Raw genomic sequence first — 24,960 nt, 5'->3', positions numbered from 1 at the left:
CCGGCATACTCTCCGGCGCAAACGCAGTGGTCTACTGACAAGACGGAGAGGGTATCGGTGCGCATCTGCCCTGTACAAAGTGACAAAAAATCAAAACTGGCAAATCGCGTAATTGCTCTCGGAATCAGAAGCCACCTCAGTCAGACCAGACAACGCTTCAATAAGTTACATATGATCTTTGTCGATTAAATATTTAATAATCACAATTATTTCGATATAAATAATCTCGTGACGAGCACATAAATGTCTGACCGTTTTTAATCAATGTGCAAAATGAAATGATAAATGAAAGTTGAAATGATGAAAACAGGTAAATTTGGTAAAATTATATCTTTGAATGTATTGATATTATCGTCATTATACTCGAATGCATTTGCGAGCTATGGCTTTTATGTTGGAAAAAATCTGACTGAAGACGGATCTGTATTGATAGGTGGTACAGGTGAGGAAGTTTCGGGGCATTGGTTGACTGTTGTGCCAGCTAAAAAGCATCCCGAAGGTGCGACAATATCGGTAGGAGCAACTGACAAGGCCTATATGCCAGGCAAACTCATTGAAATCCCTCAGGTTCCTGAGACTTTCAAATACATAAACATGAATTATAGCGATTTCGAAGGCTTTCCCGCACCGCTGACCAATGGCGGTTTGAACGAGCACGGCGTGGCGTTACGGGATATCTGGTCGAACTCACGCGACGAACTGGTTGAAATGACACCAAACCCGCAAACGGGTCCACAATACAGCGATCTGGCCCGTATTGCTTTGGAACGTGCTAAAACCGCGCGTGAAGCCGTCGAGATTATCGGCGATCTGATCAATGAGCATGGTTATACGACCTACGGCGGTAACTCGCACCTGATTGCCGATAAGAATGAAGGTTGGGTGGTACTTCAGTTCGCAGGCGGCAAAGGCTTATGGGTCGCTGAACGCTTAGGCCCGGATGATGTGCGCGTTTCATATCCTGGCTATATTGGCGATATTCCAGCCGACATAACTGACAACGAAGACTATATGGCATCACCAAATTTCTATGATTTTGCTGTCGAACAGGGTTGGTGGAAACGGGATGGCGATAAGCCGTTTAATGTTCATGCCGTCTATAGCGAACAAGACCGCCCGATGCGAACTGGTCAAAAGCACTGGACAATTGAAACCGTGGAAAAAGAACTCCACGATATGGCGCCGGTCACACTGAAAAAAATGATGAAACTGGTCCGTGATCCGCGTGTATCAACTGAGCGTTCCGGTTACGGTGAAGTCGCTCAGCTGCGTGATACATCGCATTCAGGTTTGAATCTGCTATGGGTTGCACCAACAGGTTCTGTTACCGCGCCGTTTGTGCCCTATCATATTGGGATCGATAAGGTCATCCCTGAGTATGGCATTCACAGATACCTTTTCCGTGATGCAGGCTCCACCTTCCTAAATGCTGAATATCAGTCGCAGGAAGCGACACAGTTTGCGGGACGTTTGTTTAAGCGAATTATGTACCATGCGTGCGCAAATCCTAAAACATTCATGCCTGAAATTACACAAGCCCTTGAAGCCTTCGAAGCTAAACAGATCGATGACATTCCTGAAGTTCAGGCGACAGCTGACATCCTTTACAAGGCCGAAAAGCCGGAGCTCGCTTCCAGATATCTGACGGATTACAGCGTGCGTCAGTCAGAACGAGCATTAGACCTTGGTGAAGCACTGCTTGCGTCAATCGAAGCGCGTTCGAAACTCCTCTACGGCATTGAAACCGCTGAAGGCACAGCGATCAATGCCGAAGGGACTGACATGCCATGCCGTAAAAAGTAAATTCCACTCACCAAAATAAATACCCTCAAGCTGATGCACGGACCTTTTTGACGGTTCGTGCATTCTTAGCTCTCGTCAAAAGTCGAACGATTGGTCTCAACATCTGGGTCAGATCTAATTGTCAGCTTTTTACGCGGTCGTTAGTTTCACTCTCTCAGATCAACGCGTACCGCAATGCGAAAACACAGAATTTGGATACAGGAAAGATTGTAAAGCCGGCCAAAATCATGGTTCCAGATGACAACGGATTTGCGTAATGTGAAGGAGGACGGAAGGCTAACGCATACATAAAGGCAGTGAGTATCTGACTTTAAAAACAAAAGCGTAACGAGAGCGGGGTCGTCATCGCTGGCGAACGTGACCCCATCCGATCTCAGATTGAAGTTCAAGATTACGCTAGGACGCCACGGATGGGGAGCCAAAAGTGGCAGGCGTATATCATTCTGACTTTATCGCCTTGATCGCTAAGTGAAGCGTGGTTCCCCATACCAGTAAGGCAACGAAGCTAAATCCCGCTCCGAGTATTGACACACCGAGCCATTCGGCTTGGGCATATGCCATTGTCGAGGTGATGGCTCCGATGCCACTTCCGATGGAATAGAAAACCATATAGCCACCAACAAGACGGCTGCGCGCATTGGGATGGCGTCCAAAAATGATGCTCTGGTTTGTGACGTGGACTGCCTGCACTGCGAGGTCAAGCAGAACCACTCCGACCAATAATGCGGATATTGATGTTGGCAGAAAAGCGATTAATCCCCATGATGCCAGCAATAACGCGAGTGAGAAACTCGTCACCCGTTGCTCGTGTCCACTATCTGAGAATTTGCCAGCACCTGTAGCCGCGATTGCTCCTGCCAGACCGACCAGTCCAAACAGACCGATCTGAGTGTGTGAGTAAGAGAATGGTGCCGTGCTAAGCGGCAGGACTAATGCCGTCCAGAAAGTGCTGAACGTCGCGAAGACAAGGAGCGCCAGAATGCCACGAACCAGTAATATCCTATCACGTAGGAACAGTACTGGAATGGAGCGCAGTGTTGCGGCGTAACTATCAGTGTCTGCCGGTGAATCTTGGCGCGGCAGAACTCGCATGAGTAATCCGACCATTCCTGCCGTTAGAATGGCGGATGATAGATAAACCGCTCGCCAGCCACCAAAATCAGCGAGCATGCCGGCGACAAATCGTGCGGCGAGGATGCCGATAACGACACCACTTGTGACTATACCGACCGTTTTGCCGCGTTCTTCGGGCGTTGCCAGTGTTGCGGCGGCAGCGACCAGCACTTGAACTACGACTGCAAGCAGTCCCATCGTCGCAAGGCAGACGAACAGCACCGCTTCGGTCTGCGCACTCGCAACACCAATCAGTGCAAACACTGACAAAACGCCTTGGCCGATAACAAGGCGGCGGCGATCGATTATATCTCCAAGCGGAACAAGGAATATTAACCCCAGCGCGTAGCCAAGCTGCGTCAACGTTATCACGAGACCAATCGAGAACGGCGAAATTCCGAAATCACGCGCCATCGCATCGAGCAATGGTTGGGCATAGTAAATATTTGCGACGCTAAGGCCAGCGGCAGCAGCGAAAACTAAGGTTGTGAGCTTCGACAGCCCGATGCCCGTTTTAGATTCTTGTTGCATGTTATTTCTGTCCATGAGACCTGATGTAGTCTCATGTTAAGACCAATTATCGCGATGAAATTCTAGTTCTAAATTAAGACCAGAACCAAAAATATGGAGAGCGAAAGCCATGGTTAAGCGGGTCAGCCAGTGGGATGCCGGGTGCCCTGTGGCACGGAGTTTGGATGTCATTGGCGATTGGTGGTCGCTGCTGATCATCCGTGACGCCTTTGATGGTGTTCGGCGCTTTAGCGAGTTTCAGACCGGACTCGGTATTGCAAAGGGGACATTGTCAGTGCGGCTGCGCGACTTGACTGAGCGTGGCATTTTGGAATTTGCACCAGCTTCGGATGGCTCGGCCTATAAGGAATATGTGCTGACTGAAAAAGGCCGCGGTCTTTTCCTTGTTATCGTTGCACTGCGCCAATGGAGCGAGGATTATCTCTATCTGCCCGACGACCCAAAATCTGCATTACTGGATATCGAAACAGCTACTCCGGTTGCCCGATTGGAGTTGCGAGCGCAAAATGGGCGTCCTCTGGGTTGGAGTGATACCTGGGTGAAGAAGATCGAGGACCGCTGAGGCGTATTATCGTGCCTGAGATTATTTTCTGGGAATTGAGAGGGGTTTATTGTTTCACGACCGTGCTGCAAAAGGTTGTTCGTCCGAAGTCGTGCAAATTTGACGATACTTTCCAATTCTCGATGCTAACGCTTTACCAGCAACTAATACCTTAGACGGCTACCAGATTTTAATATGCGCGGCGATCACGATCCGATAAATGAGTGTTGAATTCAGCCCAAGTTTGATTCAGTTTTGCGGTCGGAGGCGCCACTTAATTGCATCTTGCCGTCGGCAGTGTCACTTCGAAGCGAATTTTCTACCTATTTCGCACTGGGGTTCAACAGTTTTGGATCCGAACGGAGAATCTTGACTCCAACTCAGTGTTTTCATTCAGATGATTAATCGAATGGTAGCGTTCAAAACCCGTGAAACGCCATATCGAGCGCGGATACGATCTCGTCATGCGAAGCAGAAAGGTTCGTGACCGGGTTCTTCATTGCTGACACCGGAATTGCCGACATGAATTTTGTAACCAAGACATGCTCCTCTCCTTCAATCTCAAAGCTTGGATTGAGCCGCTTCGCCGGAATGGGGGCCAGTGCTTTACTAATAATAGGGATGACAATGCGTGTTTTAAGCTCATCCAGTAAATCAGCCTGTACGTCGAGCACATAGCCGCCACCCGGGTTGGAATAAACGTCATATCTCGCCATTAGAATTGACGATAACGTTCGAGGGGTATGCCATTTGCTTCAACGTAAGCATTAGCACTTTGGATCGCCGGTCGATTATCTTCTTTCCAAAGTGCTGACTTTGCAGCAGCAAGCGCTTGCTCAATCCCACTCTCGGCTGCACGCGAAATATTTATCTTATAGCGGCGCGCTTCAGAAAGAAGCTCATTATCGATTGAAAGATTGGTTGCGCGTTTGAATGTCCGGGCGGGTTCCTGCTGTGGCATAAGACATGCTCCTTTGACTGGCAACTATATGCGCATTCAATCAGAATCTGTATGCAATTCCTAGGCAGAAAAGGGCTGCGGACTGCACGTATATATATTTGCGCTTCGTCACCGTTCTGCGGTGTTTTGCCCTGCGTTCCAAAAATCAATCGGGGCGCAGCAATACCAGAACAACAAATGGCGATCCCGTCGGGAGCGGAACACGCACATTTCTGACTGGCAATCAAAATTGTCTGCTCGCCCATGGTGGATGGCCGGTGATACGTTGGAATGCGCGACTGAAAACAGCTTGAGAGGTATAACCGATCTTATACGCCATATCCTTGAACGCCATACAGAAGTGGCTCGGGAAATCTGCACAGCTAGGATAAGTGGAAATTCTGCCTGACTTCGGCTTAGATGCCGGGAACAGGAGATACCATGACGAGACGACCACGCCGAAACCATAGCCCAGCTTTTAAGGCAAAAGTTGCGCTGGCTGCGATTAGAGGCGAGCAGACGCTAGTGGAATTATCCCAGCATTTTGACGTGCACGCGAACCAGATAAAGCAATGGCAAGATCAGCTTCTTGAGGGGGCCATTGGTGTTTTCGGCGACGAGACCAAGGCGGAATCAGCAGAGCCAACCGTCGACGTTAAAACGCTGCATGCCAAGATCGGTGAGCTAACTCTGGAGAACGATTTTTTAGCCGGAGCGCTCAGCAAGGCGGGATTGCTGGGCGGAAGGAAATGATCGACCGCGCTCACAAGCTTTCGGTCGCACGACAGGCAAAGCTCCTCGGGTTCAGCCGTAGCAGTGTCTACTATTCACCGCGCCCTGTATCGGATGGCGATCTGGCACTGATGCGCCGGATCGATGAATTGCATCTGGAATACCCATTCGCGGGAAGTCGGATGTTGCAGGGGCTTTTGAAAGGAGAAGGGCTTGAAGTTGGGCGGCTGCATGTCGCTACGCTGATGAAGAAGATGAGCATCGAGGCGATTTACCGTCGCCCAAACACCTCGAAGCCAGCGCCAGGGCATAAAATCTATCCCTATCTCCTGCGCAAGCTGGCGGTCACCAGACCCAATCAGGTGTGGGCAATGGACATAACGTATATTCCGATGGCACGTGGCTCTGTCTATCTGTGCGCTGTCGTCGACTGGTTCAGCCGCCGGGTTCTATCATGGCGACTGTCGATCACAATGGAGGCGGACTTCTGCATCGAAGCGGTTGAGGAAGCTCTGGTCAGCTATGGAAAGCCTGAAATATTCAACACGGATCAAGGATCACAGTTCACGTCCATCGACTTCACTAACTTGCTGAAAAAGGCAGAGATCGCCATCTCGATGGATGGCAAGGGTTCGTGGCGAGACAATGTCTTTGTCGAGCGGCTCTGGCGATCAATCAAATACGAAGAGGTTTATCTTCACGCCTACAAAACCGTGTCCGAGGCCCGAACTGGCATCGGCAGATATCTAAATTTCTACAACAGCCGACGGCCACATTCATCGCTTGACCGACAGACACCGGATCAGGTGTACTTCAACGCGCTGACACCAATGATCGTGGCAGCATAATCGAGGCGGTAATCCACTTAGCAAAACGCCCGAAACTGTTCAGACAAACCGAACCACTTCTTACTGTACCGGGCCAAACATTTGCCGGCAGTATAACGCAGCGGCCGAAGAGCGATGGCTGAGTGAAAGCGCCCGGCAAAAACAGATCGGAATATTGCACTCTGCCGAAACTTCTTCTTTCGACCAATCATTGCGATGGTTTCGTCGCGTTGTAAAAGTCGCGTGCGCCAGTCGGGTCAGAAGTGGCACCCGCATCAGAAGACCGAAAAGCAGCCTTTCGCGAACATCAGACCAAATTGCTAATCCGTAAAGATGAATTTACGAGGGTGCCGGAAAGCGTCAGGCTGTGATCGGCACCTAGTCGATAACCATGGCCGTAACTGCCGCCCGGCCGATCTCTGCGATGGCGCGAAGATCTTTGGCGGTCGCTCCGTCCTTGGCTTGAACGGCAATGCCTTGCAGGACAGCCCAAAGAAAGCGCGCAGCCTTGCCGCAACGATCTTGTGGCAGCCAACGCCGAAGGTCATGACCAAGGCGTGCAGTCAAATCTTGTCGGCGATTGGCAAGCTCGTCAGCCAATTGGCCGTGACCTGGGTGACAGAAAAGTAGTCCGATTGAAACCATGCATCCGCGTTCGCCCTGCTCCCCCGTCACTCTCTCAATGGCCTGGTCGAACAGATGCGAAAGGGCTTCGTCGAGGGTCAGGGCTTCGTCGCCACTACGGGAAAGCGTGAATTCTGTCATCGCCGAGTAGCGATCCAGAACCTCGCGATATAGCCCGGTTTTGCTTCCGAACGCGGCATAGAGACTGGGAGGGGCTATACCAATCGCTTCTGTGAGCATGGCAAGCGAGACTCCCTCGTAACCGTGCCTCCAGAAGAGACGCATTGCTGTCGCAATTGCACCGTCACGATCGAAGCTGCGAGGGCGGCCACCTTTATTCGCTTCCTGTTTCATATCGATCACTAAATAACCGTTGACCGCGACAAGTCAACGAGTTTAGATATGTAGTGATCAATAAATAAGGTGTGGCATGATCATCAAAACCTATGCACGGATGTTTTCGGCGGACTGCGATGCGACGCTGGCCACACTTGAACGGCTTCACGGTCGCAAAGCGCATGTGCGATTCCGCTTCGGGGAATGGGATCTGGCTGGCGTTGGGGATATGTTCATCGTCGCGGGAACAGAGGAATCACTCGCGCTAATTCGGGATAGCCATGGCCCTGTTATAGTGCGTGATATCGAGGCAATTGAAGCCGAGCTGCTTGCGTGCGGAGCAACCATAACCCAGCCAATCGTCGACGTTCCTACAGGGCGGATGCTCTATGCCCGACATGCCGATGGCCTCCACGTCGAATATGTGGAATGGACGGATGAACTCGTTGAACGATTTATCCGCGAGCCGCAACGCGAAGGTCGCTTGTCATCTGAACTGTAAGCGGTGCTGGCTGCCGCACGCACGCGTAATGTGGCCACGAGCCAAGCGAGCATGTTGCCACATCATCGTCGAAGACTCTCAGCGTTAAGGGGAAGGTGGTGGTGTGCCTCGGCGCGAAAAATACTGCGCTGGCGTGCTGCCCAAGGCCTTTTTGAACATCGTGATAAACGCGTTGACAGATTCGTACCCCAGTTCGGCGGCGACATTCTGCACTGCTTCTCCGCTCGCTAGTTCGCGCAGCGCGACGACAAGGTGGAGTTGCTGCCGCCAGCGCCCGAACGTCAGCCCTGTCTCGCGGATTAAAAGGCGCGCGAGTGACCGTTCGCTCATTGCCAGCCTCGTCGCCCAATCGCTTAATGTGCTTCGATCTGAAGGCTTGATCGTTAGAGCATCTGCCATCGCCCGAATTTTTGGATGGCTGGAGATTGGCAGGTTGAACCGCTCACGTGGCATCTGTGCCAGTTCATCGAGGATGACCCGCGCCATCCGGGCGGCGTGGCTATCGGCTAGATAGTCAGCGCGCTCGCGAGCAAGCCGATCCACCATCTCTCGGATCATGGGAGACACCGACAAGGTGCAACTGAACTCCGGCAAATTCGCCGCATCCGGCTCGACGAACAGATAGTTGAGCTGCGCATTTGCCGTCGCTCGAGCGCTATGCGGTACGCCACCGGGTATCCAGATTCCGCAATTGGGAGGCACAATCCAGATTTCGTTGCCCGCAGTGCATGTAACGGCTCCGTGTAGTGCAATAATCAACTGACCCTTGCGATGGAAGTGCAGGGGTACTTCCGCCTGATGATCTGCGAAATCAAGCTTGTAAGCGACCGCGGGCAGTAGGGTAAGATCGGGATCGAATACGGAAACGGCAGATCGCAAGGCGGACATCAAAATGGCCATTTTTAGATATTTTATGTCATAATACTGAATTTATTTCGTATTGTAAATCGGTCAAAACTGGCGGCATGAATACCACTCCGTCCACAAATATTCCCTCAAACAAGCGTATTGCTTCAAGGCTGCAATCTGGAACGGCATTGCTGCGCACGCCCAACCTGAGAGCGGATCGCGATGCGATCCTGTTTTCGGCGAAAAGTTTCGCTGCAGCGATGCTGGCCTACTACATTTCGCTGCGGATAGGACTTCCCAAACCATTCTGGGCTATCGTAACTGTCTACATCGTTTCGCAGACTTCCGCCGGCGCGTCTTTTAGTCGTGGTGTCTACCGGTTTGTCGGGACACTGGTGGGTGCCATAGCAACGGTCGCGATCGTTCCGAACTTCGTAAACGAACCGTTGGTGTGCAGCGTCGTGCTAGCGGGCTGGATAGGCATGTGCCTGTTTTTCTCGCTACTTGATCGCACGCCACGCGCTTATGCCTATGTTCTTGCCGGCTATACCGCCAGCCTGATCGGCTTCCCAACTGTGCTTGATCCAGGCGCGGTTTTCGAAACGGCGTCGATGCGTGTCCAGGAAATCTCAATCGGAATTCTCTGCGCGGTTCTCATCCATCGCTACATCCTGCCGAAACCCATGACAGGCCAGTTCACCGGCAAGCTATCGACCACGCTGTGGGACGCCCGTCGGCTGGTGGGTGATGCGCTCACTGGAACGCCGGGAGATAACCGTCGGGACCGCCACCAACTCACAGCGGACCTGTTAGCACTCCAAGCTCTTGCCTCGCATCTACCCTATGACCCGGCGCCAACGCCGCCACGGCAGATACTGCAACTTATCCATGACCGGCTTGCCCGTTTGCTGTGGCTCGCCACCGAGATCGAAGACCGGATTGAGGCCCTTCGCTTAGGCGACTGCGATGCGCCAGGTGAGTTGATCGACTTGGTCGATGAAATCAGTGCTTGGGTCGCAGATGCCGGAACGGAAAACAGGGAGGCTGCCGCAGCCCAACTCATCGCGCACGCACGGTTAGTCCAGAAGCGTTTTGGCACCGTCGCTGTGACGCCCGGCGACAGGCTTGCCGCTAACCTCGCAGGACACTTGGCTGAGATGATCGGTCTGCTACAGGACTGCGACAAGCTCGGGCGGATCATCGCGGCGACCGGGCACCTGCGCGAGGTGGCGTCGCTTCATGGGCCGAAGCGAGCGAAAGGCTATGTCTATCATCGCGATCCATGGATGGCGGGGCGTACCGCGCTCGGCGCAATCATCGGAATTCTCATCGGCTGCGCCTTCTGGATCTGGTCGGCTTGGCCGGAGGGAGGAATGGCCGTCTCCATTCTCGGCGTCTGCTGCACGCTGTTCGGCAATTTTGATGCGCCTGTGCCTTTTGTCATCAAATACCTCGCCGGCTCCATCTACGGGGTCGTAATCAGCCTTATCTACAGCTTATTCATCCTGCCCCAGGTCACCGACTTCGGAGTTCTTGTCGCCGTGCTTGCGCCGGCCTTCCTTTTCGCCGGCTCCCTCCAGGCACGTCTTCCAACAACCTTCATGGCACTCGGCATCACGTTGACGATTCCAATTCTCTCGCCTCTCGGCCCCTATTATACAGGTGACTTCGCCGCCTCATTTAACAGTGTGATCGCGCTCTTTGCCGCGGTTGGCTTCGGGGCCGTGAGCATGTCCCTGTTCCAGACCGTACCGGTCGACGGAGCGATCAACCGCTTGCTTAGATTGAGCCGTCGGGACGTTGGCCGGCGCGCGCTTGGCGCTGCACCCAACGAAGCGCGCTGGACAAGCCTGATGATTGATCGGACAGCTTTGTTGCTGCCTAGGTTACGGCTGACCGGCAAAGCATATCCTGATGTGCTCGACGATACGCTGCACCATCTTCGCATCGGGCATGTCGCCGGACAGCTTCGCAAGACAATTCCGCGGATCAAGGGCGAGGCCGGCGTTGAACTGAACGAGCTTCTATTCGTCATCGCCGCACGCTTCAGTGGCCGGAGGCCGTCAACGCCTGCCGACCTCCTCGACCTCGATAAGCGGATCGAGACCCTGATCGAGAAGACGGCCGGCGGCGTGCTCAAGAACCGCCTTCAGATTGTCGATCTGCTCATCGACATGCGGTTCGCGCTTGGCTCTCAGGCAGACAGGAGGATCACGACCGATGATCGTTGATCTCAATATCGGAGGCGTCCTGATCCCCGGCCTTGTAGTTATCGCGTTCGTCGCTCTGGTCGCCACCATGTCAGTGCTCCGCCTGTTTACCGCCTCGGGTCTCAATCGCCGGTTCGCTTGTCGGCCGCTGGTCGAACTCGTCACCTTTGTCATCATCTACGGTCTGCTCGTGCAGTACCTGCCATCGATCGGACTCCTGCCTTGAAACCTGTCCTATCCCTGCTTGGGCGCTATGCCCTGACCCTTTGCCTCGTCGCCGTCTCCGCCTTTATCGCGCTGAAGGCGTGGAACCACTACGAGCGGACACCCTGGACCCGCGACGCACGCGTTGGCGTCGATGTCGTACAAATCGCGCCGGAAGTCTCTGGCACGGTTAACTCAGTATCCGTTATCGATAATCAATTCGTGCGCCGGGGCGATATCTTATACGAGCTCGACCCCGAGCGGCTTAGGTTGGCAGTGGCGCTGGCTGAGGCTGAGGTCGAAGCCAAGCGCCAGGATGTGATCGTTCGTCAAGCAACGGCGCTGCGGCACAGCCAGCTTAAGGATGTGGTGTCCCAAGAGTCTGCTCAGCAATCAAGCGGTGCGGCTAAAGTCGCCAGCGCCGGCTATCAATCAGCTTTGGTGGCGCTAGATCTGGCGAAACTTAACCTTGCCCGCTCAACAGTCCGCGCGCCGGTCGACGGCTATGTCACCAACTTTAGGCTTCAGCCAGGCGATTACGCGACGGCAGGACTGACGAGTGTCGCCGTCCTGGATGCCGCCAGCTTCTGGATCACCGGTTATTTCGAGGAGACAAAATTCCAGCAAATTCGGGTTGGTGATCCGGCGAGTATCATGTTGATGGGGTTTGATCAGCCGATATCGGGCCATGTTGAAAGCCTTGGCCGAGGAATAGAAAATAGCAACGACGCGCCCGGTCACCTCGGCCTGCCTAGTGTCGCGGCCACATTCTCTTGGGTGCGTCTTGCGCAGCGAATGCCGGTGCGCATCAAAATAGATGAGGTGCCGTTTGGGGTTGAGTTGGCTGCAGGCATGACCGCAACCGTCGAGATTAGATCAGAGAGAGATCATGCTCACGGGAAGTGAGCACGAAATAGCCAAAATGATTCACGGGTTGTGGACGCCTATTGAATTCATCTGATTTTCACCCAGTTTTGCGTTTTGGGTTTGGCGTTAATCACACCAACTAAGGGTAACCTACTGCATCTGTTATGTATTTCCTTCTTAGTATGGATTGAATTAGAATGGAAACTTGGCTTTTAATCAGGCGAAACTCAACGATTTTCGATGCGGCAAGTTTTTCGGTGGTAGAAAACTGACCTGAGTTTGATGAAGGTCAACTTACCTTCATCAAAACCGTCGCGCGACAATCTCTTTAGCTGCTTGAGAGGTTTCACTGACGAAGCCAACAAACATGTCTGCCATCATTTGATGGACGGGTTCAGGAGCGGTGGCCGGCGTACCAGCATTATAGGGCGGTTCTGGAGCATATTCGGCCATCAGCTGCACGCCTTGAGCATATAAATCATCACGAAGCTGTGCAACGACTGTCAGACCGAGATCCATTCCAGCAGTGACGCGTGCACCCGTTAAACGGTTGCGATCTATGACGACACGCTTATCGACTGGTACGGCTCCGAATTCTTTCAACAGATCCCGTGCGCCCCAGTGTGAAGTTGCGCGATAACCTTTCAGCAGGCCAGCGGCTCCAAGAACCAGAGAGCCTGTACAGACTGACGTTATAAACTTTGCTTTTTCTCCTCGGTCTGCGACGAAGTCCAGCGTTTTGTCGTCTTTCATCGCAGCGAGTGTTCCCGATGATCCACCGGGAATGCATATTACATCGAGTTCTTGTGGACATTCATCGAACGTTGCCGTCGGCATGATTGTCAAACCATTGTCTGACACAATCGGATCACGTGTTTTGGCAACAAGATGCACCTTCGCACCCATGAGGGATGCGAAGGCGTAGTGTGGAGCGACCATGTCGAGAGCGGTCATTGCTGGATAGATCAAAATTGCAATCTGATTGTTCTTTACCCAGCCATCAGGCATTGACGACATGTCATGAGGAATTGGTTCTGGTTGCTTGTCTCTGTGGGAAGTAGCTTCATGCTCCTGTGCAGATACCGATGATATTGAAACGATTGCTGGGGCTGCGGCCAGCATTGCTGCTGCAAACTGTCGACGTGTCAAAGTCATGGTGTGCTTCCTAGAGTTTAAAGCCGAGTTGGGCGTAAACTGCGCGCGGTGCGCCCGGTGCAACCTGACCACCAAACCATGTGTATGGAGTGAAGTATTTTTCTCCGCTCAGGTTTTGGACAGACAGTGAGGCGCGCATTTTCTCGTTCTCGTATCCGATCTTAGCGTCGATTGTGAAATACCCGTCAGTCTTCCAGTCATATTGAGCATTAATTGTCTGATCAGAGGCCGCATAGATGCCTGCACCCGCGCTCCAACCGGGCATGAAGTCAGGACCAAACTCGTAATTTACCCAAATCCGACCGGAGTGTTCCGGCACCATCGGAACGCGCGTATCTGCTGCTACAGTGCTAGTCGCATCAACGAACTTCGCATTCGTATAACCATAGCTCGCGAGAACGCTCCAGTTTTGGGTGTGCTGATAGAGAATATCCGCTTCAAACCCACGAGATCTTTGCTCTGACACTCCTCCAATGCCGGGAGAAATCTGGTAAGGAACGTTCTCACGATCAATCTGGAAGACAGCCAAAGTGCCTGTCAGCGCGTCATTCACATTAAACTTAATTCCAGATTCAAGACTTTTGGAAAGCTCAGGTTCTGGCTGGCTGACGAAGGTTGAGAATGGTACCCATTTCATCCCCTCACTATAATTGGCATAGACCGAAAGCCCGTCGAGTACGTCAACCATAACGCCGGCTCTTGGAAGAAACTTCGTCTTTGCGGTTTTGTAGTTGACCGGCGTGCCGCTCGACAATTCGTCGTAGCTGACATCCAATGAACCAAATCGGCCGCCTAACAGAACGTGCACACGGTCATAGATTGAGGATTGAAGCTGACCATAAACGCCTTTGGTGACATAGTTGACGTCAAAGTCAAAGAACGCCATTCCATCGACACCGATTACCGGCCGCGTATATTTCGGGAAGATTGGGTTCTCCAGATCGACAACACCCGGTACGAGGCCCATCGTCATGAAGCCTTTGTCGGTTGTACGTGCATAGTCGGCACCAAACAGCAGCACATTCTCCGTTGGTCCTGCACTGAACTTCGCCTGGACTGTGGGGTTAATGCTAAATTCCCGCTGTTCGTCAAAATGCTCCATATTATTGACGTCAAATGTCGACGGCGGTATTGCCGGGAAGCCTCCAGTACCAGTCGGATCCATTAGCGCCGCCTGTGCCAGCTGATTAATCTCAGACTTGCTCCAGCGGGCTTTTATGTTGGTGGACCAGACATCGCTGAACTCATGGTCAAATGTCGCGGTTACGCCATGTTGCTTCGCGTGACTTGGCTCAATGCCGGGATCTCCGAAAAACAGGCGATCATCAAAGCGAACATCTCCTAGGATTGTTCCATAGACGGGTACGCCCGGATATGCCTGTTGCTTGTGATTGGACATGAATGCCTGGATTGTCAGTGAAGTCGTGTCATTGTTAGTCAGTGTCAGTGTGGGATTGAGGCTGTAACGTTTGCTCTCCAGGACATCGATGAAGCTGTCGGCTCCGGTATATTCGCCCGTCATACGGAACAGGGCAGTACCGTTTTTGTTCAATGGCTGATTAACATCAAAATATGGGCTCCAATAACCGTAACTACCGATCCTGCCTCCAATTTCATAGCTGGCCGTGTTGGATGGCAGCTTGGAAATAACGTTAACGACGCCACCCACGGGCGCTCCTGCGCCGCCGCCATAAAGGATCGCATTAGGGCCCTTTAGAACTTCGATGCGTTCGACGTTGACCAGTCCGTCCCGATCACCGGCTCCGAATAGATTTCCCGGATACCCATCCGTCAACCGCTCCGCGCCAAAGCCGCGAATACGCATTGGCACCTGTTCAACATTTCCGATACTGCGTGTATCTTGCGGCTGAACGTTGCTAACATTTTTGATCGCTTCGCTGACAGAATTAGCGCTCTGGTCATCGAGCAATTTTCTCGGAATGACCTGAATGTTCTGTGGAATGCGCTCAATCGGTGTAGCTGTCTTTGTGGCAGATGCCGCGGTGAGAGCACGATACCCCTGAACGTCACCGGCGGTCGTTTCCGTTATTCCTTCGCCGCCTGTCGCCTCAATAATGATTGGTTTTAGAATTGTGTCCGCTTGCTCTTGCGCAAAGACAGGGGTAGTGAGTGCTGATGATACAGCGAGTATAAACTTAATCCGTCGCATGGATGTGGTTCCTCAGAGAGCGCTATCTAAAACGCTCGAAATGCAGGTGGATAATGTGATTATCTGACGGGTACATTCTCGAATAGATTTCTGCCGTGCCAGAGAACTCGTGGTGGACTGGATTCAGGCTCGCGCTTTGCGTTTCTCACGCGCCCGGTCACGCATTCGCGTGTAAAGCCAGTCAAGAATGAGCATCACGACAAGAGAGGCACCCACCAATGGAAATATAATTCCACCAATGATGAGGATCAGCAAAAGCCCCCTGAATACGCGTCTGTCGTTAGGCATGGGAGGCACGCCCAGAGATCCTGCAGGGCGGCGTTTCCACCACATGATGGCGGCTGAAAACGCCAGAAGAACAATCCCCGCACAAGCAATTGCCAGAATGATCTGATTAGCCAAACCAAATTGCTGTCCCATATGGGTATTGATGCCCCATTCGAGCGCTTTGCCCAAAGGACCATAATCCGCATAGCTCATATCGATAAGCACATTTCCTGAATATTGATCGAGATGAACGACGCGCTGTTGCGATAAATCATCCGGGTAGACCGATCCCGTAAAAACACCCGTAGACGTCGTAGGGATATTAACCGCATAGCCGTGGTGAAGACCAAGTTTATCAAACTCCTCAACAGCTTGATTCAGTCCGATCGAAGTTGCTCCATGATTATTCTCAGGGGATAACGGTATTTTGGCCTGCTCAAGCGACCAGCTTGTTTTCGCTATATGGTCAAGATGCTCGTCGGACATCGGCACCGCAACACGAACGCCCGCAGGGTACCCAAAATTGTTGCCATTAGCCCACTCGTTGACCTTGCCACCCCAAACACCCGACCAGGGCATGCCCGTAATCGCCAGAAAAACAATGAAAAAGCCGACGAACAGACCGGTCACGGCATGTGTGTCCCGCCAGAATACCCGCTTTGATGGCGTACCGCGCAGGCTGACGACGCCGCCGTTTTGCTGCCGTGGCCACCAAAGATAAATGCCGGTGCCGACCAGAAGTATTGCCCAGCCGCCAGCAATTTCGATAGCCATGCGAGCGTATGAGCCGAAATATTTGAGACTGTGCAAGTATCGGATGGTCCACATCACTGTTCCGCGATCTGGAAGAGAGCCGAGAACGGCTCCTGTGTAAGGATTGACGTAAACGGCAACCTTTCCTTTCTCGGGCGTGTTGACTGTAACTTCGACAGAACTGTCTGGTGTTGCTGGATCGGTGAATTTGATCGCCGTTCCCGGAACGGCATTCAATGCCGCTTCCACCATTGCCGCAGGCGTTGCTTTTGACACGCTTTCCTGAATTTCAACACGTTTGAGATCAGCGTGAATGATTGCATCAAGTTCGTCGCGAAAAAGATAAAGAGCGCCTGTGATTGCAAGCGTGACCATAAATGGCAGAACGAGCAGGCCGGCGTAAAAATGCCAACGCCAAACGGCTCGGTAAAGATCATATGATGCAGACGCAGAACGTGCAGCACCTTCTCTTGGAAGAGTAGCTTCAGACATAGAATTCTCCTGAACATCATGAGGCGCATCGCGCCAGGTGATTTAAACGTCAGGATAAAACGGTGGAGCTCTCGCTTCGGAGTGGTAGTTTTCCGATATCTCAGCAGTAATTGTTTTAAATGAATATCGAACGCGCGAAGACATCAGCGGCTTTTGTACGACGGGAATGAAGTCCGGCGTGAGCAGTGCCTGCAATGTACCAGATGCCAGTCGGCATAAGGAGGCGCAGGGGCAATCATTCATTTTTTGCGGAGACTGGCCATCATCGCCTTGCGTGAAAGCGTGTCCCGCTCCATCGGTAGAGCAAATAACTCCGAATATATTTTCATATTCAGTATCGGCCATTGCGCTCCGGCTAAAACCGGACAGCATGCCCTGGAGCATCAGGAACGCGCAGATAATGGCGATAAATGTTGTCGCTATCTGATTGTCCCGTAATGAATGCCTTAATACTCGCATCACGTCGCTCTGCCACAGTATCGACATAATGTCACTGCGACACAACAAACAAGAAGGCGAGTTCTGCTTGCTGTTGCGATTTTCTCACGTTAGTGTTTGCTCGACTAAGTAGCAGTTCAGTGGCTAATAACCTATGCTGAGCGTTCTGGAGGGGCAATGAAACGGAGGAAGCATCATCTAAGCGCTTACGTCGCTTTTATTGCTGCCTGCGTACTTTTCCTGCAGTCTTTCTTCGCGGCTTACGCGAGTGCAGGCGTTGCTTCCCAACCAATATTGGACGCTTTTGGCAATCCCTTATGTATAACGAGCTCGTTGACAGAGTCGGATGGCAAAGACCCTGGTCATTCGAAACTGCCAAATTGTTGCACTTTCGGATGTAGCAGCGTTTCGCCTCTTTTACCTGCGCCAGATATTAGCCAGTTTGTTGCGCTTACGGCTCGCTTTGATGAAGAAGCCGTCTCCTTTTATCAAACGCATTCCTTCAGCCACCCAACCACACGGGATCCCGGTCGTCCGCGAGCGCCTCCGCAAACTGATAGATAAGTTAATCGCTCAACTTAATTATCGAACGCGCAGTTCAATTTGATCTGCGCTCAATCGGAGCTATCAATATGTCACGTTCGTTTTCAAACCCGGTCGCTCGTTTTCTTCAAACCCACCCAGCACTTCGTTTCCGTTCTATTGAAGAAAAAATTGGTATTGCCTCCTTGGCTTTGCTGACATTGTTTGTTTTCACGCAGCCCTTATTTGCGCATGAGTTCAAAAAAGGGGAACTGGAGATCGTTCATTCCTGGTCACGCGCAACCCCTGAAGGAGCCCAGGTCGCAGGCGGTTACCTCGTGATCAACAATCACGGCAAGCAAGCAGATAGACTAATCGCTGCCACAGGCGAAATCGCGGGAAAAACTGAAATACATGAAATGAAGGTCGATGATAAAGGTGTCATGACCATGCGACCTTTGCCCGATGGTCTTGAAATTCCTGCAGATGGGAAGGCAGAGCTGAAGCCTGGTTCGTATCACATCATGTTCATGGCTCTCAAACATGGCATCAAAGAAGGTGATAAGTTTAAGGGATCACTGACTTTCGAAAAAGCTGGCACCGTGGACGTGGAATATGCTGTCAACGCTATGGGCGGTGCTAAGAGTGACGCACATGATCACAGCAAATCGGATCATAGTTCGGGCGATCATTCTTCCCATTGAATGATTAATCAGCTGACATTCTAACATTCGCACGGCGGCGTTCGGACGGACTGAAATCCGAACCGCCGTTGCAAGGCTGAAACGAAACCATCAGTGCGTTGGAGCGTCCGTGAGTTTCAAAGTTTTCAGAAATGACAGAATATTGTTATTTCTTCCGGGTTAAAAATCATGATCAAAAAACTACTTCCGATCTTAATTGGATTATTGATGGTGGTCATAGTGGCTGCTGCATCGATCAATCATTACATCGACAAACAAGCTGCAGGAGAGCCATTTGGCGGACCTCTGAAACTTGTCACGATGAATGGAGACGCGTTCACAGAGCAGGACTTAAGATCGACCCCAGCTGCTGTATTTTTCGGCTTTACACATTGTCCGGAGGTTTGCCCAACAACGTTGTATGAGCTCGACGGTTTAATGAATGATTTGGGGGCTGATCGGGACAAGTTGAAGGTATACTACATCACAGTCGACCCAAGGCGTGACACAACGGAGATTATGAGAACCTATGTTAGCAATGTTTCCAAGCATATTATGGGCGTAAGCGGCACCGAAGCAAACATTGAAGACGCTATTAAGAGTTACAAAATTTACGCTGCTAAAATACCGCTTCAGGACGGTGATTATACCATGGACCACACGGCCTCCATATTTCTATTAGAAAAGGGAGGCCGCTTTCATGATATAATCAAGTATCAGGAAGACCACGATGTCGCTCTGCAAAAAATGCGAGATTTAATCGCGTTGCCGAATAACTCGTAGATAGGCTTGGACTGAATCTACGAGCGACTTAATGAGATCAACGATCTCATTAAGTCGACTTCCTGGTCTTTTGTAGTTTCTTCGGGATGTCGCAAGTCATCACAAGCTCGCTTAAGCGGGTTCCATTATCAGTTTTCGCTGGGGTAGGGCGGGCAGAATTGCGTTTTTGAGTTCGACTGATGCGGGGTGAGAAAGCCCCCCAATATCACCATTATTCTGCTCTTCTACGAACCGACCATCTTGCTTCACAAGAATCCGGTCTGCAAACCGCTCAACGAGCCTCAAATCGTGCGTGACGAAGAGATACGAAACCTTCTGGTTGTCTTGCAATTTTATGAGCAGTTTTAGCGCAGACGCTTGCAAGTGCGTATCAAGGTTTGAAACCGCCTCATCAAGAATAATCAGCTTGGGATTTGCCGCAAGCGCTCGGGCAATGCACACGCGTTGTAACTGACCACCACTGATCTGAGAGGGTAGCTTGTTGAGCAGATCTTTTGGCAACTCGACCATGACAAGAAGGTCAACGATGCGCGTGAGCCTCTGCTCTCCATTGAGTTCAGTAAGGTGCCTCAACGGCTCTTCAATGATGGATTTGACCGTCATGCGCGGATCCACGGCACTGGGTGAATCCTGAAAGACCATCTGTACATCGCGGCGAAATAAGCGCGTTTGCTCACGCGTTAGCTTTCGGGTCGATGAGCCTTGGTAAAGTACTTCTCCCGTTTCAGGATGTTCCAATCCGCAAAGTTGCCTTGCAAGTGTGCTTTTGCCACAGCCACTGCGGCCCAACAGGGCAATCGTCTCACCTTCTTGAATGTTCAACGATACATCATCAAGAATGAGGCGCGCGGGGCTCAATCCCATCAGAGAATGCGTCTGGTATGATTTACTGATATTTTTCGCTTGCAAAAGCATCAGACAGCCAACTCGATTCCGTATAACGATAAGTGGGCAGACACCAGCATTCGCGTGACTGGGTCTTTGGGCGCATTAAAGATCTGTTCAACCGGCTCTTGCTCAACCAATATGCCATTTTCGATAACTGCAACCTGATCTGCTATTTTTGCAACGACGCCCATGTCGTGCGTTATCAGCAGAACGCCTAAGCCTTTTTCTCGGGCCAGTTTTTCGAGAAGGTCCAGAATTTTTATTTGAACAACCAAGTCTAAGTCGGTCGTTGGTTCATCAGCAAAAAGAAATTCTGATTTACTCAGCAAAGCGATTGCAATCATCATGCGCTGCAACATGCCACCACTCATTTCGAATGGATTAAGATCAAGTATCCGATCAGGCTCATCGAGCTCGACGGCGAGCATGGCCTCTTTGATCTCGGCCTTTTCATTGCGACTATTGCGACCGAGTGCTGAAAGCGTTTCTGCAATATGCTGCCGCATCGTACGTACCGGATTAAAGGCACTACGCGGATTTTGCATGATGCTTGCAACGTGATTGCCGCGCAGTTCTTTCGCGCTTACCTGTTTGCCGTCAAGCCAGATTGCTGCATTAATCGTTCTTACCCCAGGCGGCAAAACGTCAAGGACTGCGGAGCATGTCATTGACTTGCCCGAGCCACTGGCACCAACAAGAGCGAGTATTTTACCTCGTTTGATCGTGAGCGAAAGATCAGCAACAATGAGGTGAATGTGGTTCTCGTGCGCGTATCCGACGGAGAGATTACGAATGTCCAGAGTCTGCGAATTTAATGACACGTTTCTGCCCTCAGATTAGGATCGAGGCGGTCTCTCAGGGCATCGCCCAAGACATTGAACGCCATCACGCTAAAAAACAAAATGAGGCCGGGCCAGAAAATAAGCATAGGTGATGTCCAGACAAACTGTCGTGCATCATTGATCATGACGCCCCACTCAGCCGTTGGCGCCGTAACACCCAGCCCAAGGAAAGACAGGCCGGAGACGTGAAGCATCATGTGTCCGATGTCCAACGTTGCAAGCACCATCAACTGCGCAATCGTTGCGGGGAACAAATGTTTCATGAAGACGCGAAGTCGACTGGCTCCGCTTAGCCGTGCAGCCAGTATGAACTCCCGGTGACGAAGTGAAAAAACAATGCCACGAACAATGCGCGCGTACCAGGCCCAGTGTGAGAGGGCGATGGCTATGATTACATTGACGATGCCAGTTCCGAGCATACCAATCATGAAAAGCGCAAGAACGAGCGTGGGAAATGTCAGAAAGACGTCGGTAATGCGCATAATAATCTGATCAGTGCGGCCACCGACAAAACCCGAAAAACCGCCAATGCTGATGCCGAGTGTTAAGATGATGAGCAAAGTGATTGCGACAGCTCCGAGCGAAACACGCGCACCTGCAATCAAACGAGAGAATATGTCTCGTCCCAGATGGTCGGTTCCCAGCCAGAATGTGCCATCAGGTGATTGCAGTCTTCGGCCAATGTCGACAAAATCAGGGTTGTGAGGCGATATCCAAGGCCCTGCTATGGCTGCGATCACAAGCAGGCTGACGACTGCAAATGAAAACCAGAGAAGCAAATTGCGGCTTAAGGTTTTTGACACGCTTTGTGCGGTGACTTGATTTTGCATCATTATTGTACACCCTCCGCTGATAGGCGGATCCGGGGATCTGCGATGGCATAGATGATGTCGACAATCAGATTACACAGAACAAAAATCACGACCATGAGCAGCGTGAAGCATTGAATAACCGGATAATCTCTGTTGAGGATTGCGGATACCGCATATCGTCCAACGCCCGGCCATCCGAAGATGCTTTCAATGATGAGTGCGCCACCAATGAGTTCGCCGATATGCATGCCAATTGCTGTTATGATCGGGAGCCAGGCGTTACGCAGAATATGTGAATGTTCAACACGCCTTTCTGATAATCCGCGTAAACGTGCATATCGCACATGGCGCTGTCCGCTAACTTCAAGCATGCTGGCGCGCAAAAGCCGCGCGTTGATTGCCAGAGACATGAATGAGATTGCGATTACCGGCATTATGATATGGGAAATGCCGCCTTTACCCATGGGGGGCAGCCAGCCAAGGTGAACGGAGAACACCAGTACCAATAAGAAGCCCCGCCAGAAATTCGGCATCGACACACCGAAAAATGCAATGAACCTCACGAACTGATCTGGCCATTTCTCGCGATAACGCGCAGCCCACATTCCAAGTGGAATAGAAAGACCGATGGTTAAAAGAAGTGCCACACCGGCGAGTTGCAAAGTGGCTGGGAGGAAATGCAGAATGTCGGGCAATACGGGTCGTTGCGTGGCATAAGATATGCCAAAATCTAACCGAAGAGCATTCCACAACCATTCAAAATACTAGACAAATATCGGTTGATCGAGCCCGAGCATTTGCCGGGCATTTTCCAGTGCTTGTGGTGTCGGTGGTACTTTGGATAGTCTGAGATAATCCATTGCTGGGTCACTTGGACCCAGTCTCAGTGTTAAGAATATGAAAAGTGATGCACCGAGCAACATCGGTATAAGAAGAAGTACTCGCCTGAGAATAAAAGCTGGCATGGCACCTAATCTGCCTTTGGCTTGAGCTGTTCAAAAGGCACTTCACTCGACATTGCCCCAAACGGAATTGGACCAACTTCAGGCTTTGCAACAGCAATAGCTGTGACGAATGTTAGCGGAAGATAAACGGCCTCCTCATGTAAACGGGTCAGAATGTCCTTATAGAGTTGCTTTCTGGTTTCCTCGTCGTCTGTCGTGAACACCTGACCGATTTTAGCGTCGATTTCGGCCTTATCCGTAAGTCCTTGCTGAGCCTGATAATCAGCATGGGAAGGAACACGCATGGAGCTTACGAATGCATGGGGATCAAACGGCGCGCCCCAAGTGCGATTGAAGATCAAACCAAATCTTCCATCGCGCTGACGAGCGTAGACACTGCTTTCTTCTTCTCCAGTAAGCTTTACATCAATTCCGATTACTCGAAGGTCTGCCTGCAGGACTTCGGCAATAGATTTTGCAGTTGCGTCAGTACCGATAAAATTGAGTTCGACGGTTAGTACTTCGCCATCTCTCTCACGAATAGCTCCCTCACTGCTGGCTTTCCATCCAGCCTCATCTAGCAGGCGCTTGGCACCTTCAACATCATATTCATAGGGCTTAAGACCAATATCTGCATAGGGCACATTGGTTGAGAAAAGCGTATCTGCGCGCTTTTGCGTGCCGTAAAGCACCTTATCAATCATCTTATCTTTGTTGACAGCGTGGTTGATTGCTTGGCGTACGGCGAGGTCATGCGTTGCACCGGTCTTTGTGTTCATCGCAAAAACCAAGGTTTCCATAGGGCCAGACAATTCGGTCGTGTAAACACAGAAGTGGCTCGGGAAATCTGCACAGCTAGGATAAGTGGAAATTCTGCCTGACTTCGGCTTAGATGCCGGGAACAGGAGATACCATGACGAGACGACCACGCCGAAACCATAGCCCAGCTTTTAAGGCAAAAGTTGCGCTGGCTGCGATTAGAGGCGAGCAGACGCTAGTGGAATTATCCCAGCATTTTGACGTGCACGCGAACCAGATAAAGCAATGGCAAGATCAGCTTCTTGAGGGGGCCATTGGTGTTTTCGGCGACGAGACCAAGGCGGAATCAGCAGAGCCAACCGTCGACGTTAAAACGCTGCATGCCAAGATCGGTGAGCTAACTCTGGAGAACGATTTTTTAGCCGGAGCGCTCAGCAAGGCGGGATTGCTGGGCGGAAGGAAATGATCGACCGCGCTCACAAGCTTTCGGTCGCACGACAGGCAAAGCTCCTCGGGTTCAGCCGTAGCAGTGTCTACTATTCACCGCGCCCTGTATCGGATGGCGATCTGGCACTGATGCGCCGGATCGATGAATTGCATCTGGAATACCCATTCGCGGGAAGTCGGATGTTGCAGGGGCTTTTGAAAGGAGAAGGGCTTGAAGTTGGGCGGCTGCATGTCGCTACGCTGATGAAGAAGATGAGCATCGAGGCGATTTACCGTCGCCCAAACACCTCGAAGCCAGCGCCAGGGCATAAAATCTATCCCTATCTCCTGCGCAAGCTGGCGGTCACCAGACCCAATCAGGTGTGGGCAATGGACATAACGTATATTCCGATGGCACGTGGCTCTGTCTATCTGTGCGCTGTCGTCGACTGGTTCAGCCGCCGGGTTCTATCATGGCGACTGTCGATCACAATGGAGGCGGACTTCTGCATCGAAGCGGTTGAGGAAGCTCTGGTCAGCTATGGAAAGCCTGAAATATTCAACACGGATCAAGGATCACAGTTCACGTCCATCGACTTCACTAACTTGCTGAAAAAGGCAGAGATCGCCATCTCGATGGATGGCAAGGGTTCGTGGCGAGACAATGTCTTTGTCGAGCGGCTCTGGCGATCAATCAAATACGAAGAGGTTTATCTTCACGCCTACAAAACCGTGTCCGAGGCCCGAACTGGCATCGGCAGATATCTAAATTTCTACAACAGCCGACGGCCACATTCATCGCTTGACCGACAGACACCGGATCAGGTGTACTTCAACGCGCTGACACCAATGATCGTGGCAGCATAATCGAGGCGGTAATCCACTTAGCAAAACGCCCGAAACTGTTCAGACAAACCGAACCACTTCTAAAGGCCGGAATGGGGTCG

At 51.5% G+C, this 24,960-nt stretch carries 23 protein-coding genes and 2 pseudogenes; 11 read left to right on the top strand and 14 right to left on the bottom strand.

Annotated elements, in window-relative coordinates:
- Positions 1-285: 285 nt before the first annotated feature.
- Positions 286-1,803, top strand: a complete 1,518-nt coding sequence (locus tag U2P60_RS19675; RefSeq protein WP_413574056.1) for a C69 family dipeptidase — start codon at positions 286-288, stop codon at positions 1,801-1,803.
- A gap of 438 nt (positions 1,804-2,241) precedes the next feature.
- On the opposite strand, the gene U2P60_RS19670 is transcribed toward U2P60_RS19675, so the two are convergent.
- Complete coding sequence (locus U2P60_RS19670; protein WP_413574054.1) at positions 2,242-3,447, bottom strand: MFS transporter; 1,206 nt, start codon at positions 3,445-3,447, stop codon at positions 2,242-2,244.
- A 109-nt stretch (positions 3,448-3,556) separates the two neighbouring features.
- Here U2P60_RS19670 and U2P60_RS19665 point away from each other — a divergent pair, with 109 nt between their 5' ends.
- Positions 3,557-4,009, top strand: coding sequence for a winged helix-turn-helix transcriptional regulator (locus U2P60_RS19665; RefSeq protein ID WP_413574052.1), 453 nt, complete (start codon positions 3,557-3,559; stop codon positions 4,007-4,009).
- A 398-nt stretch (positions 4,010-4,407) separates the two neighbouring features.
- Here the strand turns inward: U2P60_RS19665 and U2P60_RS19660 are convergent, their stop codons facing one another.
- On the bottom strand, positions 4,408-4,704 hold the full coding sequence (locus U2P60_RS19660; protein ID WP_413574051.1) for a CcdB family protein: 297 nt from the start codon (positions 4,702-4,704) through the stop codon (positions 4,408-4,410).
- Positions 4,704-4,949 carry a type II toxin-antitoxin system CcdA family antitoxin gene (locus U2P60_RS19655; protein WP_413574050.1) on the bottom strand — a complete coding sequence of 82 codons (246 nt, stop codon included), beginning with the start codon at positions 4,947-4,949 and terminating at the stop codon, positions 4,704-4,706. Before U2P60_RS19655 ends, U2P60_RS19660 begins: the two co-directional genes overlap by 1 nt.
- A 420-nt stretch (positions 4,950-5,369) precedes the next feature.
- Here U2P60_RS19655 and U2P60_RS19650 point away from each other — a divergent pair.
- A protein-coding gene (locus U2P60_RS19650) for an IS3 family transposase (RefSeq protein WP_413571901.1) occupies positions 5,370-6,508 on the top strand; the annotation gives its coding sequence in 2 pieces (ribosomal slippage) (positions 5,370-5,637 and positions 5,637-6,508; 1,140 coding nt in all).
- Positions 6,509-6,865: 357 nt separating this feature from the next.
- Here the strand turns inward: U2P60_RS19650 and U2P60_RS19645 are convergent.
- Positions 6,866-7,465, bottom strand: coding sequence for a TetR/AcrR family transcriptional regulator (locus tag U2P60_RS19645; RefSeq protein WP_413574349.1), 600 nt, complete (start codon positions 7,463-7,465; stop codon positions 6,866-6,868).
- 76 nt (positions 7,466-7,541) lie between these two features.
- Between U2P60_RS19645 and U2P60_RS19640 the strand changes: the two genes are divergently transcribed.
- The gene (locus U2P60_RS19640) at positions 7,542-7,949 is read left to right on the top strand and encodes a VOC family protein (RefSeq protein ID WP_413574048.1); all 408 of its coding nucleotides are present in this window, start codon (positions 7,542-7,544) and stop codon (positions 7,947-7,949) included.
- Between the two features lie 84 nt (positions 7,950-8,033).
- On the opposite strand, the gene U2P60_RS19635 is transcribed toward U2P60_RS19640, so the two are convergent.
- Positions 8,034-8,837, bottom strand: a complete 804-nt coding sequence (locus U2P60_RS19635; RefSeq protein ID WP_413574046.1) for an AraC family transcriptional regulator — start codon at positions 8,835-8,837, stop codon at positions 8,034-8,036.
- A 77-nt stretch (positions 8,838-8,914) separates the two neighbouring features.
- Here U2P60_RS19635 and U2P60_RS19630 point away from each other — a divergent pair, with 77 nt between their 5' ends.
- Genes U2P60_RS19630 through U2P60_RS19620 form a run of 3 tightly spaced genes read left to right on the top strand, consistent with a single transcriptional unit; the run spans position 8,915 to position 12,118 of the window.
- Entirely contained in the window at positions 8,915-11,029 is a 2,115-nt protein-coding gene (locus tag U2P60_RS19630; protein ID WP_413574044.1) for an FUSC family protein, read from the top strand.
- Positions 11,019-11,234, top strand: a complete 216-nt coding sequence (locus U2P60_RS19625) for a DUF1656 domain-containing protein (RefSeq protein ID WP_413574042.1) — start codon at positions 11,019-11,021, stop codon at positions 11,232-11,234. Before U2P60_RS19630 ends, U2P60_RS19625 begins: the two co-directional genes overlap by 11 nt.
- Complete coding sequence (locus U2P60_RS19620; RefSeq protein WP_413574040.1) at positions 11,231-12,118, top strand: efflux RND transporter periplasmic adaptor subunit; 888 nt, start codon at positions 11,231-11,233, stop codon at positions 12,116-12,118. Before U2P60_RS19625 ends, U2P60_RS19620 begins: the two co-directional genes overlap by 4 nt.
- A gap of 264 nt (positions 12,119-12,382) precedes the next feature.
- On the opposite strand, the gene U2P60_RS19615 is transcribed toward U2P60_RS19620, so the two are convergent.
- The 4 genes from U2P60_RS19615 to U2P60_RS19600 form a co-directional block, all read right to left on the bottom strand.
- A complete protein-coding gene (locus U2P60_RS19615) occupies positions 12,383-13,234 on the bottom strand; it encodes a DJ-1/PfpI family protein (RefSeq protein WP_413574038.1) in 852 nt (283 codons plus the stop codon).
- A gap of 10 nt (positions 13,235-13,244) precedes the next feature.
- The gene (locus U2P60_RS19610) at positions 13,245-15,404 is read right to left on the bottom strand and encodes a TonB-dependent siderophore receptor (protein ID WP_413574036.1); all 2,160 of its coding nucleotides are present in this window, start codon (positions 15,402-15,404) and stop codon (positions 13,245-13,247) included.
- 123 nt (positions 15,405-15,527) lie between these two features.
- The gene (locus tag U2P60_RS19605) at positions 15,528-16,916 is read right to left on the bottom strand and encodes a PepSY-associated TM helix domain-containing protein (RefSeq protein WP_413574034.1); all 1,389 of its coding nucleotides are present in this window, start codon (positions 16,914-16,916) and stop codon (positions 15,528-15,530) included.
- A gap of 42 nt (positions 16,917-16,958) precedes the next feature.
- Positions 16,959-17,402: a DUF2946 family protein gene (locus tag U2P60_RS19600; RefSeq protein ID WP_413574033.1), complete on the bottom strand. Its 444-nt coding sequence runs from the start codon at positions 17,400-17,402 to the stop codon at positions 16,959-16,961.
- 129 nt (positions 17,403-17,531) lie between these two features.
- Here U2P60_RS19600 and U2P60_RS19595 point away from each other — a divergent pair, with 129 nt between their 5' ends.
- The 3 genes from U2P60_RS19595 (at position 17,532) to U2P60_RS19585 (ending at position 19,342) form a co-directional block, all read left to right on the top strand.
- Positions 17,532-17,918, top strand: coding sequence for a DUF2946 family protein (locus U2P60_RS19595; RefSeq protein ID WP_413574031.1), 387 nt, complete (start codon positions 17,532-17,534; stop codon positions 17,916-17,918).
- A gap of 68 nt (positions 17,919-17,986) precedes the next feature.
- Complete coding sequence (locus tag U2P60_RS19590; RefSeq protein ID WP_413574029.1) at positions 17,987-18,580, top strand: copper chaperone PCu(A)C; 594 nt, start codon at positions 17,987-17,989, stop codon at positions 18,578-18,580.
- A gap of 171 nt (positions 18,581-18,751) precedes the next feature.
- Entirely contained in the window at positions 18,752-19,342 is a 591-nt protein-coding gene (locus tag U2P60_RS19585) for an SCO family protein (RefSeq protein ID WP_413574348.1), read from the top strand.
- Between the two features lie 111 nt (positions 19,343-19,453).
- On the opposite strand, the gene nikE is transcribed toward U2P60_RS19585, so the two are convergent.
- From nikE to U2P60_RS19560, 5 genes and pseudogenes are all read right to left on the bottom strand, one after another.
- On the bottom strand, positions 19,454-20,260 hold the full coding sequence (gene nikE, locus U2P60_RS19580; RefSeq protein ID WP_413574347.1) for a nickel import ATP-binding protein NikE: 807 nt from the start codon (positions 20,258-20,260) through the stop codon (positions 19,454-19,456).
- Entirely contained in the window at positions 20,257-21,051 is a 795-nt protein-coding gene (locus U2P60_RS19575; protein ID WP_413574027.1) for a nickel import ATP-binding protein NikD, read from the bottom strand. The genes nikE and U2P60_RS19575 overlap by 4 nt, the downstream gene beginning before the upstream one ends.
- Positions 21,042-21,905 carry a nickel ABC transporter permease subunit NikC gene (gene nikC / locus U2P60_RS19570; protein ID WP_413574026.1) on the bottom strand — a complete coding sequence of 288 codons (864 nt, stop codon included), beginning with the start codon at positions 21,903-21,905 and terminating at the stop codon, positions 21,042-21,044. The genes U2P60_RS19575 and nikC overlap by 10 nt, the downstream gene beginning before the upstream one ends.
- Positions 21,905-22,849 (bottom strand): annotated as a pseudogene (gene nikB, locus U2P60_RS19565) (nickel ABC transporter permease subunit NikB). Before nikB ends, nikC begins: the two are co-directional and overlap by 1 nt.
- Before the next feature lie 5 nt (positions 22,850-22,854).
- Positions 22,855-23,655: pseudogene (locus U2P60_RS19560) on the bottom strand (ABC transporter substrate-binding protein); the annotation flags it as partial.
- An 86-nt stretch (positions 23,656-23,741) separates the two neighbouring features.
- On the opposite strand from U2P60_RS19560, the gene U2P60_RS19555 reads away from it, so the two are divergent.
- A protein-coding gene (locus tag U2P60_RS19555; RefSeq protein ID WP_413571901.1) for an IS3 family transposase occupies positions 23,742-24,880 on the top strand; the annotation gives its coding sequence in 2 pieces (ribosomal slippage) (positions 23,742-24,009 and positions 24,009-24,880; 1,140 coding nt in all).
- The last annotated feature ends 80 nt before the right edge of the window (positions 24,881-24,960 follow it).

Origin of the sequence: Brucella sp. H1_1004, assembly GCF_047308065.1 — a bacterium.
Taxonomy (GTDB): domain Bacteria; phylum Pseudomonadota; class Alphaproteobacteria; order Rhizobiales; family Rhizobiaceae; genus Brucella; species Brucella pseudogrignonensis_B.
The sequence above is the reverse complement of the archived record's forward strand: the minus strand, read 5'-3'. Positions and strand labels throughout refer to the sequence as shown.